General features: G+C 38.8%; 12 protein-coding genes. 6 read left to right on the top strand and 6 right to left on the bottom strand.

Translation table 11 applies throughout. The features are described 5' to 3' along the window. Positions 1-395 precede the first annotated feature (395 nt). From QZU45_RS07300 to QZU45_RS07290, 3 genes are all read right to left on the bottom strand, one after another. On the bottom strand, positions 396-665 hold the full coding sequence (locus QZU45_RS07300) for a hypothetical protein (protein ID WP_295353557.1): 270 nt from the start codon (positions 663-665) through the stop codon (positions 396-398). Positions 666-1,072: 407 nt separating this feature from the next. After that, the gene (gene folP, locus QZU45_RS07295; protein ID WP_295353553.1) at positions 1,073-1,798 is read right to left on the bottom strand and encodes a dihydropteroate synthase; all 726 of its coding nucleotides are present in this window, start codon (positions 1,796-1,798) and stop codon (positions 1,073-1,075) included. Positions 1,799-1,830: 32 nt separating this feature from the next. Next, positions 1,831-2,460: a DnaT-like ssDNA-binding domain-containing protein gene (locus QZU45_RS07290; protein ID WP_295353551.1), complete on the bottom strand. Its 630-nt coding sequence runs from the start codon at positions 2,458-2,460 to the stop codon at positions 1,831-1,833. 231 nt (positions 2,461-2,691) lie between these two features. Between QZU45_RS07290 and QZU45_RS07285 the strand changes: the two genes are divergently transcribed. The 6 genes from QZU45_RS07285 (at position 2,692) to QZU45_RS07260 (ending at position 8,968) form a co-directional block, all read left to right on the top strand. Next, positions 2,692-4,641: an N-6 DNA methylase gene (locus tag QZU45_RS07285; RefSeq protein ID WP_295353548.1), complete on the top strand. Its 1,950-nt coding sequence runs from the start codon at positions 2,692-2,694 to the stop codon at positions 4,639-4,641. A 78-nt stretch (positions 4,642-4,719) separates the two neighbouring features. Beyond that, positions 4,720-5,040, top strand: a complete 321-nt coding sequence (locus QZU45_RS07280) for a YbaB/EbfC family nucleoid-associated protein (RefSeq protein ID WP_295353545.1) — start codon at positions 4,720-4,722, stop codon at positions 5,038-5,040. Position 5,041: 1 nt separating this feature from the next. Next, the gene (recR, locus tag QZU45_RS07275) at positions 5,042-5,647 is read left to right on the top strand and encodes a recombination mediator RecR (RefSeq protein WP_074838603.1); all 606 of its coding nucleotides are present in this window, start codon (positions 5,042-5,044) and stop codon (positions 5,645-5,647) included. Between the two features lie 93 nt (positions 5,648-5,740). Beyond that, a complete protein-coding gene (htpG, locus tag QZU45_RS07270; protein ID WP_295353542.1) occupies positions 5,741-7,642 on the top strand; it encodes a molecular chaperone HtpG in 1,902 nt (633 codons plus the stop codon). A 111-nt stretch (positions 7,643-7,753) separates the two neighbouring features. Beyond that, positions 7,754-8,401, top strand: coding sequence for an adenylate kinase (gene adk, locus QZU45_RS07265; protein ID WP_278514977.1), 648 nt, complete (start codon positions 7,754-7,756; stop codon positions 8,399-8,401). Positions 8,402-8,404: 3 nt separating this feature from the next. Further along, positions 8,405-8,968: a hypothetical protein gene (locus tag QZU45_RS07260; RefSeq protein ID WP_295353538.1), complete on the top strand. Its 564-nt coding sequence runs from the start codon at positions 8,405-8,407 to the stop codon at positions 8,966-8,968. Between the two features lie 54 nt (positions 8,969-9,022). On the opposite strand, the gene QZU45_RS07255 is transcribed toward QZU45_RS07260, so the two are convergent. The 3 genes from QZU45_RS07255 to QZU45_RS07245 all read right to left on the bottom strand — a co-directional run bounded on the left by QZU45_RS07255 (position 9,023) and on the right by QZU45_RS07245 (position 16,066). After that, positions 9,023-11,173, bottom strand: coding sequence for a transglycosylase domain-containing protein (locus QZU45_RS07255; RefSeq protein WP_295353535.1), 2,151 nt, complete (start codon positions 11,171-11,173; stop codon positions 9,023-9,025). Positions 11,174-11,334: 161 nt separating this feature from the next. Continuing rightward, on the bottom strand, positions 11,335-12,927 hold the full coding sequence (locus tag QZU45_RS07250; RefSeq protein ID WP_295353532.1) for a hypothetical protein: 1,593 nt from the start codon (positions 12,925-12,927) through the stop codon (positions 11,335-11,337). After that, entirely contained in the window at positions 12,884-16,066 is a 3,183-nt protein-coding gene (locus QZU45_RS07245) for an MG2 domain-containing protein (protein ID WP_295353529.1), read from the bottom strand. The genes QZU45_RS07250 and QZU45_RS07245 overlap by 44 nt, the downstream gene beginning before the upstream one ends. Positions 16,067-16,191 lie beyond the last annotated feature (125 nt).

Here is a 16,191-nt window from a genome sequence, read left to right as displayed (position 1 = left end):
AAAAAATAATCTCACAACTTGTTACTTTGTATCTGACAAACAAAGAACTATAGGTAATTCCACAATGTGGAAAGGTGAGAGGATTCCATGCACTTCGCTAATTGGGGGAGCCTCTTTCATGTATGCATAATAAAAGAAAAGATTGTGAAGATTACAGTTTGCAGGCAGTTAATACTTGAGCTTTTCGAATATAAAAAAAACAGTGGAGCAAGCAGAAGTGCAATTCATTCTTTTCCAAACATCATAAAAATGAATCAGAATAAAGTCTTCTTCTTGTTTTTTAAGAAATTAGTTGTAGAACGTTAGTTGAATTAAAAATGTAAAGCCCTGCAGATACGCAAGGCTTTAATTCAAATTCTGTGTTTACCAGTCAGTCTAATTGACGAACATGACTTTTACCAGCGGTTATACTTTGAGCTCATTAAACCTGCAGATTTCTCATTCTCTGCAATCTGATTCTGTATGATTTCGATTCGCTGTTTCTCTTCCTTGGATGCCATGAAATTAAGGGTTTTCAGGGCTGCATTTAAGGACTGATTCTCAGCTTTTCTGCATAGTTCAACAAGATGAGTTAGAGGAGACTTTACAAGATCATTTGCGTTTGCAGATAAACGTTCAATCTCTTTCTTTGAATAGATAGCGATATCGTTTTCTAGAACTGTCATATTTATCTCCATAAATAAAATTTACAAAAAAACTGTAAAATATGATTTACATCAAATTATATGCTTATCGAATTAAGAGAAAAGGGATCTCCAGGTGTACACCTTTATGGTGCAATTGTGATCACTAATAGTGAAAAATATTAATTATAAAAAATTGATATATTTCATGTTGTTTTTTAATGATTTTTACAGGAATAAAAACAAAAAAAGCAGATGTGTTTTCTCGTTATCAGAACACATCTGCCTGTTGTTTAAGGATTTTTTTTATTTTTGAGCCATCATTGCCATATACACATCAAAGGCCTGCTTGGTTTCCTTTACATCATGAACTCTTACAATTGCAGCTCCTCTTTCAATGCTTAAAAGAGCGCCTGCAACAGAGCCTATAATTCTGTGAGCTGGCTCTTTTAAACAGAGCCTATAATTCTGTGAGCTGGCTCTTTTATTCCACAGGCATTTCCAATCATGGTCTTTCGTGAAAGAGCAGATAGGACAGGGTAGCCTAAATCAACAAAATCCTGCATATGCTTTAAAAGGGTGAAATTGTGTTCAGCGGTTTTACCAAAACCAAAGCCCAGATCAAAAATGATTTTCTTTCTGTCGATTCCGTGAGATACAGCTTCTTGCGCTTTATCTAAAAGGAATTTTTTAACCTGTTCTACAACGTTGCTGTAGTTAGGATCATTCTGCATATTCTGAGGGGTTCCCTGCATATGCATTAAGATTACCGGAATATCCAGCTCCTTTGCTGTTTCCATAGCATTCTCACGGCAGAGTGCTCTGATATCATTCCAGATATGGGCGCCAGCCTTGCAGGCTTCTCTCATTACCACCGGTGAAGAGGTATCAATTGAGATAATCGCATCTGTTTCCTTGGCAATTCTTTCTACCGCAGGAATAACTCTTGAAAGCTCTTCATCTTCACTCACGGTAGGTGCACCTGGTCGGGTGGATTCGCCTCCGATATCAATGATGGCTGCACCTTCATTCAACATGGTCTCGGCATGTGCCAGTGCCTTGCCTGCACTGTTCCACAGACCACCGTCTGAGAAGGAATCTGGAGTTACATTTAAAATTCCCATGATTTTTGGGGATGATAAATCCAGAACTTTATCTTTACATATGATGTTCATTGGAATTCCTTAGTTTTTGTGAGATGTTGTGATTATTTACCAAATAGATTCTGGAAATCTTCCATAGTCTGCTGCTGAAGCTTTTCTATTTCTTCAGGCCTTGGGGTATCTGGCTTGGAAATCTGGTTTTGGGGAATATCCAGCGCATTGTGAGGCTCGGTATTGAATCTTACTTCAGTTCTCTGTTGTCTTGCTTTTAAAAGCCTCTGTGCAAAAGCTCTCTCCCAGCCTACCTGATTGCGGCTTTCATTTTTGCTGCACCAGTAATGTCTGAAGCTGTTGAGATCAGTAAGGGTGTAGGTTGAATCCTCTAGACCGCAGAGTATTGCTGTTTTATGAAAAGTTGGACCGGGTTCCCATTTTGTGGTCATGACAAATGGTGCTTTTGGTACTTCCTGCTGTTCCCTTACGTAAAGCGGCAGTTCAAAGACGCAGCCCTGCCAGTTGGAAGTTTCACTGAGTTTTCTTAATAATCCAGCCTTTTCAAGCTCATCAAGGCACATTGAAGCTATCTGATAATTAGGTAGATAGTTTGCTATGGCAGTAAGATCAATGATGCACTGATCCTGAGCTGCAAGATCTCTTAAGTAGAAAGCATATAGAGATTTTGCGATGTGGCTTAGCTGTGATGATTTAAGATAATTTAACTCTGTTGCGTTCATGGATCTATCCTTTGAGGATATTTTAACAACATTCGTGATGTTTTCTAAGAGTCTTAATCTATCCTGCTCCAAAAATTAACATTAATGGCTTTTTGTTTAAATATTAATGATAAAAAAATAAAAATAATTATTTGATAAATAATACTAATTATAATAATAAAAAATTTTTTTTAATGATTTTACTGGTTCGTGATATGATTCTACAGAATTGGTTTCATATGGAAAAAATAAATGTCAGAGCAGCATAAATCAGATTTTCTTTCATTAGGACAGACCTGTACTGTGCTGGATATTTCCCTGTCCACTCTGAAAAACTGGCTTAAAACAGGCAAAATTAAAGATGATTCTGCTGATGGCTCACTGAAGTTTACAAAACAGCAGATTGATTCAATTATCAGTAGCAGAAACTCCTTGAAAAGAAGACGTGCAGTTGCCAATTCAAGGCAGTCGGTCAGAGCTCAGGAACTGTACATAAACTATATTTCCAAAAACTCACCAAACCATATTGCCTTATCCATTCTGGTTGAAGATTTTTCAAGCACCCTAACATATATCAGAGCGCTTTTGTGTGAATCTTTTCTTCAGCTGTTAATTGAAGCAAAAAAGCTTGAGACCTATGTTAGTTCCCATTATTTCAAGGCCTACCTTGAAGATAGACTGGATATAGGCAGATACGACTGGCTGATACAGGAACTTATAGACAAGACACCAAAGAATTCACTGTTAAAATCCTGCAGAAATCTTCCTGAATTTGAACTGCATTATGTCCCATATGAGGATACACTTGGGCTAATATATCTTTCTCTGATGGAGCTTTCAGCCCGCCGTCAGCAGGGCAGATACTACACTCCGCAGGAACTTACTGATACAGCCTTAGAGACTATTTCCATAAGGTCAGGGCGTGTATTTTTAGATCCTTGCTGTGGTTCGGGTAACTTCCTTTTAAGACTTTTAAAAAGAGGTGCCAACGTTAATGATCTGTATGGCTGTGATCTTGATTCTCTGTCTGTTTCTCTTGCAAGGATCAACTTTGCTCTGGCTGAGGATAATCTGAGTGAAGATTTTTTATGCGCTCATCTGTTAAAGGCTGACACTCTTACCTCTAAGAACCTGCCTAGATGTGATGTTATCGTGGGCAATCCTCCTTTTGGCAGCTGTGAAGATCCTGCAGCTATCAGACGTTATGCCAAATCTCTTGAAGAGGCAAAAAAGACCAGACCTTATTTTGCAGATCTCTTTGTTGAAAGATCGCTTAATCTCCTAGATGAGGGTGGTATTGTACAGTTTGTTCTGCCAGAGGCGATACTGAATGTTGCCTCGCATGATCTTATTAGAACCTTTATCTCTATGCATGCCCGTGTTAAATCTGTCCGTTATCTGGATGAGGTTTTTCATGCGGTACAGTGTCAGAGTGTTGTTCTGACCCTTGAGAAGACCTCTTATTCCGGTGCTGTGGGAGAGGTTATTGTAAATACCAATGACTCAACCTATATTGTAAGACGTGACCGTTCTCCTCTTGATTTTAATTTCAGAATTACCGATCAGGAAGCGAAGGTTCTATCTAAGATGGATGATTTTGAGCATTGTGTAAAACTGCGTGGTCATGCTCAGTTTGCTTTGGGAATTGTCACCGGCTCAAATAACGGTATGGTTCATAATACACAGAATAGCGGGGATGAACCCGTACTCAGAGGCGTTGATATTGAACCTTTTAAAATCGGAACTCCAAAAAGTTTTGTAAATGTCTCCCAAAGCTCCTTTCAGCAGATGGCTCCTATAGAGTATTACCGTAATCCGGTAAAAATCGTCTATCGCTTCATTGCTAAATATCCGATTGTGGCGCTGGACCGAAAGGGCAGACTTACCTTAAACAGCTGCAATTTCCTAATCCCTCGTTTTGATAATCTTTCTCCTGTTTATTTATGCGCAGTTTTGAACTCAAGCGCAGTTCGCTTTTATTTTGAGAGAAAATTTCACACGATTAAGATTCTGCGTTCACTCTTAGAGGAAGTTCCTATTCCGCTGGCAAGTCCTGATGAACAGCTGCAGATTGAATTCATGGTTAATGATCTGATGGAAGCTTCGGGGAGTGAAGCCGAGAAAATCAAGCATCAGATAGACCGAAAAATTGCTGAAATATATGGGCTGGGCAAGCGTGCTTTAAAGTTGATTTCTGCCTAAATTATTTGAGCTTGCAAATTGCAAATCCTTTTACTTTCAATTAAAATTTTCAGAGTTTTTTTTTACGGAGAATAAACGATGTTTAACATGGGCAATATGATGAAGCAGGCTCAGATGATGCAGGAGCGTCTTCAGAAGGCACAGGATGAGATTGCAAAAATGGAAGTAACCGGCGAGTCTGGTGCAGGTATGGTTAAAATCACCATTACCGGTAACCATGAGGTTCGTCGTGTTGAGATTGACGATTCTATTTTCGGTGATGACAAGGAGATCTGTGAGGATTTACTTGCTGCCGCTTACAATGATGCTCACCGTCGTATTGAAGAGCAGTCAAAAGAGAAGTTATCAGCTGTAACCGGCGGTATGCAGTTACCTCCCGGCATGAAGCTTCCTTTCTAATATGTCTTCAAGTTCTCTGCTCGATTCAATGGTTGAGGCACTACAGGTAATGCCAGGCATCGGTCCTGTCAGTGCAACCCGTATTGCGTACTATCTTTTAGATAGAAAACGTAGTGAAGGTCTTGCCATGGCCAAGGTAATAGAGCAGGGATTAAACAACATTTCTATCTGCCCTCACTGCAGAAACTATACTGATGAGAAAGATCAGGAATGTGAGCTGTGTTCTTCTGCTAAACGTAGAAATTCCGGCAGTATCTGTATAGTTGAATCTCCATCAGATGTAATGGCAATTGAATCAAGTTCATCCTACAGCGGTAATTATTTTGTACTGCATGGACATTTAAGTCCTATTGACGGCATAGGCCCTGAAGAGCTTGGTTTTGATGTTCTAACCCGCAGACTTAAGGAAGAGAATATCACTGAGGTTATCCTTGCCTTAGGTCAGACCGCTGAGGGTGAAGTAACCGCCTCCTACATCGCAGCCATAGCCAAAAAGCTTAATATCAGTGTTTCTAAAATAGCCACAGGTGTACCTGTCGGAGGAGAATTGACCTCTGTTGACGGTAACACGCTGGCTCTTTCTTTTAATTTCAGACGAAAAATTTAAAAAATTTTCTTGAAATAGTAAAAATCATCCCCATTTGTATTTCTAGATGACAGTGTTCATACACTTTAAAAACAAATGGAGAATTTATAAAAAATGACAGCTACTGTTCATGGCTTTCAAACACAGGTAACCAAATTATTAGATTTACTTGCTAATTCGCTATATTCAAACAAGGAAGTTTTTCTTCGTGAGTTAATTTCAAATGCATCTGATGCTATTGATAAACTTCACTTCATGTCTTTAACCAATCAGGATTTAATCAAGGATGATCCAAACTTCAAGATTCAGATCCGTCCTGATAAGGATGCTAAGACACTTACGATTACTGATAACGGTATCGGTATGACCTTAGATGAGGCAAACAGTCACCTGGGTACTATCGCTGAGTCTGGTACAGAAGCTTTCATGAAGAATCTAACCGGTGATGCCAAGAGAGATTCTCAGCTGATCGGTCAGTTTGGTGTTGGTTTCTATTCTTCATTTATTGTTGCCAAGAAAGTAACCGTTATTACCCGTTCTGTTAACGCTTCAGAGGATGAGGGTGTTAAGTGGGAGTCAGAGGGTAACGGTACCTTCACTTCAGAAAACATTAAGGTTCCTTTCCGCGGTACTCAGATTATCCTGTCATTAAAGGATGATGAAACCGAATTTACCGATACCTGGAAGCTGCGTGAATGCATCACCAAGTATTCAGACCATATTTCTACTCCTGTAGAGTTATACGAAGAGAAATATGAACAGCCTAAGGAAGGCGAAGAGAAGAAAGAGCCAGAAAAGAAGTTCGAGTACACTCAGATTAACAACGCACAGGCTCTATGGACCCGTACTCCAAAGGATGTTAAGGATGAGGAATACAACGAGTTCTACAAGCACTTAAGCCATGATTATCAGGATCCTCTAACCTGGGCTCATAACAAGGTTGAAGGTGATCTTGAGTATACATCTTTACTTTATGTTCCAAAGATGGCTCCATGGGATCTGTATAACCGTCAGAATGAGCATGGTCTGAAACTTTATGTACAGCGTGTGTTCATTATGGATAAGGCAGAGGCTTTCCTTCCAAACTATCTGCGTTTTGTTAAGGGCCTGGTTGATACCAATGCACTTCCATTAAACGTTTCACGTGAGTTGCTTCAGGAAACTGCCGTAACCCGCAAACTTAAGAAAGCTTTAACCAAGCGTGTTCTTGGTATGCTTGAGAAACTTTCAAAGGATGCTTCAAAGTACACAGAATTCTACAAGCAGTTTGGTAATGTTCTGAAGGAAGGTCCTGTTGAGGATTATGACAACAAGGATGCTATTCTAAAGCTTCTGCGTTTCGCTTCAACCAACAACGACAGTGCAGAGTGCTCTGTAAGTTTTGAAGACTATATTTCCCGTATGAAGGAAGGTCAGGACAAGATTTACTACATTACTGCAGAGAGCTATGAGGCTGCTAAGAATTCTCCATACCTAGAGCAGTTAAAGACCAAGGGTATCGAAGTTCTTCTGATGTGGGAGCGTGTTGATGAGTGGCTGATGGGCAATATCAGTGAGTTCAGCGGCAAGGAATTCGTAAGCGCAAATTCTCAGGACTTAAAGCTTGGAAATCTGGCTGATGAGGAAGAGAAGAAGAAGCAGGAGACTGCAGCAACCGAGAACAAGGATCTGATTGAGCGCTTCAAGAAGGCTCTGGGTGACAAGGTCAAGGATGTTGTTGTTTCAACCCGTCTGATTGATTCTCCATCCTGCGTTATTTCTGATACCAACAGAATGATGACTATGCAGATGCGTCGTCTATTAGAGGCCAGCGGTCAGAGTCTGCCTGATGAGAAGTACACTCTTGAGCTGAATCCAGAACATAAGCTGGTTCAGAAGGCTTATGCCGAGATGGAAGAGAACCGCTTCAACCAGTGGGCTGATCTGATTTTCGAGCAGGCCCTGCTTGCAGATCAGGGGGCTTTGAAAGATCCAAGCACTTTTGTTAAGTCAATGAACGCCTTACTTCTAGGTTAATTTAGTGCAAAAGCTCCGCCAGTCGGAGCTTTTTTGTTTCTACTGTAATGAATACAGTTCACACATGTTATAATTAGACACTTTTTTTATTTTTATTGAGGATTAAAAACAATGCGTATTATCCTATTAGGACCTCCAGGAGCTGGTAAAGGTACTCAGGCTCAGAATCTTACCAAGGCTTTCAACATTCCACAGATTTCAACCGGTGATATGTTAAGAGCTGCTATCAAGGCTGGTACAGATTTAGGTCTTAAGGCTAAGGCTGTTATGGATAAAGGCCAGCTGGTTTCAGATGATATCATTCTTGGTCTTGTAAAAGAGCGTATCGCTCAGGATGACTGCAAGAACGGTTTCCTTTTTGACGGTTTCCCTCGTACTATTCCTCAGGCTCAGGCTTTAGTTGATAACGGTATTGTTATTGATGCTGTTGTTGAGCTTCAGGTTCCAGATGAGAAGATTGTAAACCGTATGTCAGGCAGACGTGTTCACCTTGCATCAGGCAGAACCTATCACATCGTTTACAACCCACCAAAGGTTGAGGGTAAGGATGATGTTACCGGCGAGCCTCTTGTAATTCGTCCTGATGATGAAGAGAGCACTGTCCGCAGCCGTCTTGAGGTATATCACGCACAGACCGAGCCTCTTGTTGCTTTCTACAAGGATCTTTCAAAGACTGCTCCTACCAAGTATGTTGCAGTTGACGGCAATCGTGATGTTCAAGTAATCTCTGATGAGATTATCTCAACTTTAAAGAACTAGTTTATGACAAAGAGCATTTTAACTAAAGGTCTTTTAGGTCTATGCATTGTTCCATTTATGGCTGTAAATGCTCAGACCGAAATCAGCGATACTGTAACTTCCCGTACAGTTGAGAATATTACAACTTATAAAGTTGTAAAAAATCAGTCGGGAAAAGATCAGTTTTCTAACAGCTATCATGTAGCTGCTGGCGAGAAGGAGCAGAACATCTATCCTTGTCCTTTTGGCTGGACTGTAAAGCCAAATCCAAGTGTAGATAATTCCTTAAGCTATTTAAGTTCTGATTCTAAACTTGCTATTAGCGTTACCAATCTGGAAAAAACACGTGGTGTTGATTCAACTCCAGAGGTTTACGCAAGAGTTGCTGCTATGCAGATGAACTGTGCTTTACCGGTTCGTTCTAATCTTATAGAAGGTGCCTGGAGTTTTGAATGCTCTGATGAGAATGTTGAAACAATTATCTATGGAGAGCCAGGAGCTCTTGCTATGCTTGTTATTTCAGGCAGAAATGCAGATACAGAAGCCTCTGTAGAAGAATTTATCAAATTTTTAGATTCTCAGTCGTAATATCAGTTTTAAATAAGGGGAGCAGCATTTGCTTTGTTCCCCTGATTTGTTATCTTAGCTTCCTTTTTTTACTTCAAATCCGACACAGTCGGACTGACCTTTCTCATCAAAAATACAAACCTTATAAAATCCGTTTTCCTTTATTTCTAAAAAATCCTGTTCAACCTGCAGATCATCTGAATTCAGATAAACTTTTCCTATTCCTCCTTCATATCTTACGAATATTCTTCCGTTAAAATCAGGAGAAACTACACTGTTATTTAAAGGAAAAGTTATTTTCAGTTTATCTTTTAGGTTAAATATTTCCTGATTGGTATTCTGTTTTTCCAAAGCTCTTGGAGCTTTATTTGCAAACAGTACATCATCAATTTCTTCCTTTTCCAGATACTCTTCATCAAGCTGAAGCAGAATATCAAATAAAAGAGGTGCCGCATCTACATAGCCAGTGTTGTTATAGTTCTGTGTTTTATTATCCGGATGCGTAATAGCAACTCCGACTGTATATTTGCCATATGATCCAATCGCCAGGGCATCCTTAAATTTGTATGAGGTTCCTGTCTTGTAGGATATAGTTTTATTATCGGGGTGATTTGCAGGTCGCGCGGTATTTTTTAGTATTTCAAAGACAGCTCTTGCAGAGGCTTTTGATAAGATTCTATAGCTATTGGACTGAATATTTACCTCTGACTGATTCTCGTCTTTATCCTGTGCAAATAGCCTATAGTCATAAAGTTCTCCATCTGAATTTAACATCGCATAAAGCTTGCACAAATCCATTAGTGTAATATCGGCACTACCAAGCACTACAGATAAATCTGGGATACCATCCTTTATACGAAGCCTTGTATAAGGAGTATTTAATCTTTCACAGAATTTATCTGGACCAACCGCTTTTATTACTTCTAAAGCAGGAAGATTTAAAGACATGCATAAAGCGTCTTTGGCTTTTATCTCTCCGTTGAATCTATAGTTGAAATTGTCTGGACTCCACGAACCGTATAATTTTCCTGCATCTTTCATAATAGTCTGAGGATGCAGTTTTCCTTCTTCAAAAGCCATGGCATATGCAAATGGCTTTAAGGTTGAACCAGGTGATCTCCTACTGAACGGAATACAGATCTGGCTGCTTTGAGTGTCGGAGCTTCCGATTAGAGCGACAATCTGATGAGTTTTGTCATCTAATACAACCGCGCTCAGAATAGCGTTATCTTTTTTATTTTTCTCATATTTATCCGCAGTCCTGTTTAGAAGAATCTGTATTCTTGAATCTATAGTAGTGAATATTTCATTGTTTTTATTAAGAATATTAGAATTATCTGCTCTGTATTTCATGGAGTTGGCATTTAAAGTTGAGTTATTCTTAATATGAGAATTTATCCTGTTACCTTTCTGTGAAAAAAGAAAATTGCCAAGGGTATAGGCGCTCTGTTTTATGTTTTGCAGTCTGAAGCTGCAGTCCTCTGCAAGAGCAATCCTGAGAAGATCTCCGTTTATGATTCCATTTTTATAGGCAAGTTTAACTGCTTCATTCTTATAGTATTTTGCTCTTTGGGGATATAAATCTGGTCTTATAAGTTCAGGTGCTCTAGGCAGAGCCACTAATAGAGCAGCTTCTGATGGCGTTAATCTATCTGGCAGATGATTAAACCATTTGAGAGAGGCCGCCTTTACCCCTTCAATGTTAGATCCAAAAGGCGCCAGAGTCAGATACCATGATAATACCTGTTCCCGACCATAGGCTGCTGTTATGTAGACTGCACCTATTATTTCCTTTAATTTGTTCACATATGATCTTTTTTTATGGTTCGATAATCTTTTAACCACCTGCATGGCAAGGGTTGAGCCACCGGAAGTTATTTCTCTGTTTTTTAGATTAAAGATAAGAGCTCTGATAAGCGCTTTGAAATCAACCCCGATATGAGAGTAAAAATTCTTATCCTCATTAGACAGCAGCATCTTAAGGTATATTTCACTTACATCATCTTTAGTTGTAAGAAAACGATAGCTCTGATTATCTTTGCTTAATGAGAAGGCGATTACATTACCGTCTTTATCAAATAAAATGTTTGAACGGTTCTGTAATGGAGAAAAATCGATGCTCAGGATGCTGTAAAGAACAAATGCAAAGAGGGCAAGACAGGATAAAACGGATGTGACTATTACTCTTTTTTTTGTTATGAAGTCAGAGGACAGTTTTAATCTCATGTTGTTCAAATGTTATTCTTCTCTGGCAAAACAGATTGTCTTTTATTTGGCATAAACATCATTTTACGCTAGTCTTTATGCATTAGTATTACTTGTAAAACAAACAGATAGTCACGAAGAAGAGACTCTTCGAAACTATCTGTCAGATATAAAATTACGTTTTACTGTTTCCCGCCTGTTTTTGACTTGGCTGTCTCTCCAGAGTCTGTTTCATCAGTAATCCTGAAGTTAACAGGATCTGCATAGTAATAATGTTGCACACTGAATGTCTTCATGGATAGTCTGCTCATTAGCGGGGCTGACTGTCCTTTATAGGCAGCCTTCAGCATAAAGGCAAAGGTTAATGGCTTCCCGTTTAAAGCTCCTGATACATTGTATGAAGTGTCAGAAAGCTCGGTTTCCATCTGGTAGTTTTCTGTCAGATTGTATTTCTGCAGGAAAGTGTAAGCTTTCTTTACTTCATTTGAACTCAGTTTCCTTAAAAATACCATATCTGATGGTAACTTGAGGTTTACATATGCTTTTGAATCACTGAATTGAGCTGATTTAGCAGAAACCAGTACAATTACATCATCATTTACCTTAAGCTGTGAGTCTTTGTTTAAGGCATTTCCATTCCTGTCGAAATACATAATCTGCAATGAAAGAGAATCTGGATTAATTATTTCTCCTGATACCTTACCGGTTACTGATACAGAGGCAACGGCATTTTTATTAGAGTTGTTCTTTACCTTAATAACTCCATTCTCTACTTTTGCGCTCTGCTTTGTTGCATTCTGTCCATATTTTTCAGAAAGTTCGCAGAGTACAGCTTTGGACTGACTATCCAGATAATCTCCCTTTAATGTCTCGGAATTGAGCATCTGAAGTAAGGTCTCAACATCTGTATTACTGTCTGCATTTAATTTTTCCTTTAACAGTGTCAGAACATCATAAGCTACCGTGTTGATATAGAAAGGCTGATAGTTTTTTATAAGCTCTAACAGCTCATTCTGCTTTTTGAAATTAGGTGCAGATAGATATAACTGTTTAAGTTTTAAGGTTTCATTAAGATTCTTTAAAGCCTTATTCAAAGCTTCATTCTGTCGAAGTTTATCTCCATATAGTCCAAATGCAGCTGCATAGTTACATAAGGCATTTATGGATTGTATTTCGTTATGATCGAATCTATAGGTTAAAGTGGTATTTACGTTGACTCCCTGAGCTGCGGCAAGCTTCATAGCCAGAGCGGCTACGGTTTCGTTATCATCGTTAAGATTACGGGAAAGGGCTTTCTCCAGATACTCAAGGGTGGAACTGCTTACATCAAATCCATCCTTATAGGCATCATAGAGGAATTCTGCTGCATATACAGAAGCATATTTTGAGGCTTCATAGTTATAGAAGTTAATGTTTACATAACCCTGCATAGAAATGTGTGACTGCACATAATCAATAATATCTGAAAGATATCTCTGATAATCTCTGTATTCAGCTGAATCCTTATCTTTCATTTCACGGAGAGTCTTCAAAAGAATAATACCTTTTGAGACTTCATCAAAGAATGAGTACTTATACTTGAAATCAAGAGATTTTATTATCTTCTGGTTATCAGAAATAGGCAGTGCTCCTAAGGTTATTTCTGCTGGAGTACCGTTTGCAAAATTCTGGTTTAGTCTGATTTCCTGTTCTGAATCTGCAGGTACAGAAAAGATTCTGTTTTCTGTGATGTCAAAGCGACTGTTTTTCTGCTTTGAGTTCTCCTTTTTTATCACACTTTACGGAACCGCTGCATTTAACTTCAAAGCTGAAATCGGCACTGTCATTGATAATATTATCAACTCCTAAAGTTCCTGTTAGTGAATCTCTGTTATAAAGATAATAAGGTGTATTTAAGGTAGTTACCGCTTTATCCTTTATAGGCAGATCAATGGAGGTACTACCAACCTTGTGGGTGTTAAAGGCTGTAAGCATCAGTTTTGCTGTGGTTGAAATAGCTGGCAGGTCAAATTCAACCTCTGCCTTTCCGTTCTTTACCTTAACAGCTCTGGTGTATAGTGATAACAGATTGTCTTTGATATTTGACAGTGCCGCTGCACTTTCTCCTGACATCATGTCATCTCCATAACCCTGACCATCTCCCTTGATATCCTTTATGATATGTCCGTACATATCAACAATGGTTGTTTTTAGAGACTCCTTGCCTGCCAGAGCTTTGATGAGATTTGGTACCTTATGTTTATTGATTGAAAGAATTCCATTGTCCACCAGTGTGACTGTTACATATGTATCGTCATCAATTGCAGATTTATCCTTGCTGTTTACAAGAACCTCAAAGTGCAGCTTTGAGTTTGGTTTTATCTGAGGATTGCCTTCTTTTACAGCCTGATCAAGAGAGGTGGAAATATCAAGCTCCGCCTTTGATGAATCGACGCTAATGTAATTCAGACCAACAGCTCTGGCTGCAGTCTTGTATGGATTGTCCATTGCGCTGAATGTGGTCAGCAGGGCATATGTACCGAATTTGAAATCATCATCAATTCTGACCTTGATTTCATTTAATCCCTTTTTAATTTCATAATGTGAGATGCGGTTGTTTCCATTATTTCCAAGAACCAGATCGGCATATCCGTCAAACTCACTTTCAAAGCTTAAGGTTGCTGTGTCTCCGGTTTTGTACGTATCCTTATCGGTGGTTAGAACAAATCTGTCTGGTGAGTTTGGATTGAAAGTACTGTAGCTTCCAACGTAGAAGTTATAGGAGGTATTAAAACCGGTTTTATCATCGGTTATTTCAAGAACATATGAGCCGTCTTTAAGATCAGCTTCTATATTGTTCTTCTGGTAATCACTTGCAATTGTCAGCTCTCCGGAGGTGACAGGGGTTCTGTATTCGTTTTTGATAAATTTCCAGATGTTGTTCTCAAAGATATACTGATAGCTTATGTTTCTTTTCTGGATAATGTAATTTGCTTTGCCTTCAAGTGCTGTTCCGTCCTGCTGGCACATTATTACATTAAATGCTGTTTTATCGTTGTTGTTCTTAAGTTTCTGCACTCCAAGCATTGGTGTTTTAAAATCATATTTAAACTCATGATGCATGTAATACACATCTGATGCTGGTGGCATGATGTTGAGATTCAGCTCCATAAGCTGAGGATATTTTGCATAGGCTATAGCTGGAGTAATAGTGAATCTTCCTTTTTTACTGGTTTTTCCTGAATCAATTGGCAGGTTTCTGACATGATCTGAAACCTCATCCTCGTTCAGTCCAAAATAGTAATCCTTGAATTTCTCAACTGGATGATTATCAGGTTTGATCAGATAATAGCCTTCTACATTCAGATCTGAGGCCATTGAGCCATAATTGTATTTTGATTCAATCTCAATTCCGTCACCATCCTTTATTATTTTTTTATCAGATAGAAACTGTGCGTTTATTGAGCTTGGCTTAAAGGCTGCTACAGTGAATTTTGTTGAGGATAGAATCTGATTCCTGTCATATCCAAGTTCCAGGCGGTACTCACCTAGCTGAGCGTTGTCTGAAAGGGTAAACTCATAATCAAAAACACCAGCCTTAGGCTTGTCTAAAGTTACTTCCTTTAAAACTGTATAATCTGGTCTATATACTGTTAGCTTCAATGCCTTCAGTGGTGCTGCACTTAAATCGGCATTTCTAACATGTGCCTGATAGTAGACTTTTTCTCCTGGTCTTAGCAGGCTTCTTTGGGTAAAGGCATATATTCTGAAATTGGACTGTTTTATAAGTTTTGAAAATATGGTTCTGTCGTTATTCTCTGCATATTCATTGTCTGTTGCAGCATCCTCCAGATACAGATTTTCTGCTCGCAGATCCAGCGGGAAGGTATCGTTGCCGTCTGTAATAAGCACTGCTGCTGCAGCTTTAGAGTTGTTTCCTGACAAAAGTTTTTCATCAAAATGAGCATAACCGTCCCCATCGGTTGTAGCTTCTCCTAAAACTTCATTACCAGATGACAGAAGTTCAACTTTTGCACCTTTCTTTGGTTTTGCATCCTTAAGTGATCTTACCGCAATGTCCAGACCCAGTGCTCCTTTGTAGGCTGTCGCTCCGATATCGGTGATAAACAGCAGCTTGGATAGTGCGAGTGACTCATAATCTGGAGCCAGATCATAAACGCTGTCACCATCATTTTTGTCATCAGCTGTAATTAAAAGAACAAATAATCCATCTTTAAGATTCTTCTTGAAATCCCTGATATTAACAGTGGTGGTTTGTTTTTCATTTTTTTTGTTTGGCAGCTTGTATACTTTGGACTGGATGAATTCACCATAGTTATCGACGAGTGAGTTTATCTGCCATTTATCCAGTCTGTTTTCCAGAAGTGTGAAAAGAGAGGCTCTTGGAATATCTGAGGTTGCAATTCTAAAAACTGATAGCTTGAAACTCTGCATATTTATTGAGTTAATGTTAATACTATCAGAGTTGTTTATAGGAAGAATCAGTCCGTTTGTAAAGGATACGGAAGACTGAGCATCAGCAGTTTTAAACTTTACCGATAGATCTTTATCGGTTGTCTTTGAGATAAAGCCTTCTATTCCTTTCTTTATAGTCAGACTGTAATTTTCTCCAAAATTCAGTCCGCTCAGACAGAGTTTTCTATCAGAGATAAAAGGAGAGAATGAGGAAAAATCCGCTCCATTACTGTCTTTTAAGGTTAGATATTTTTTGAGGATATTCTGGTTCTGAAGCGCATTCATCTCATCATTAAAGATAAGGCATGATGTTGCTTTACCCTGGGTACTCTGATCAACTATTCTCTGGAGTTTCAGGGGATTATTCTGATTCTTGTTGGATGATGCTTCAGCACAATTTGCTTCAACTGATACTGTTGTTAAAGCGGTTAGAAGAAGAAGTTTAGAGCTTATGTTCATATATTGACTGCCTTATCTTTTTTAATGCACTTATATCTCTATATTTTAAATTTAAATTACTTATTTATATGATATAGGATGATAGTTGTTTGAAGTAAGGCAAAATATAATGTATCCAATTTGCA

It is taken from the genome of uncultured Succinivibrio sp. (assembly GCF_902756765.1).
Taxonomy (GTDB): Bacteria; Pseudomonadota; Gammaproteobacteria; order Enterobacterales; family Succinivibrionaceae; genus Succinivibrio.
This window is presented reverse-complemented; position numbering and strand designations above follow the sequence as displayed.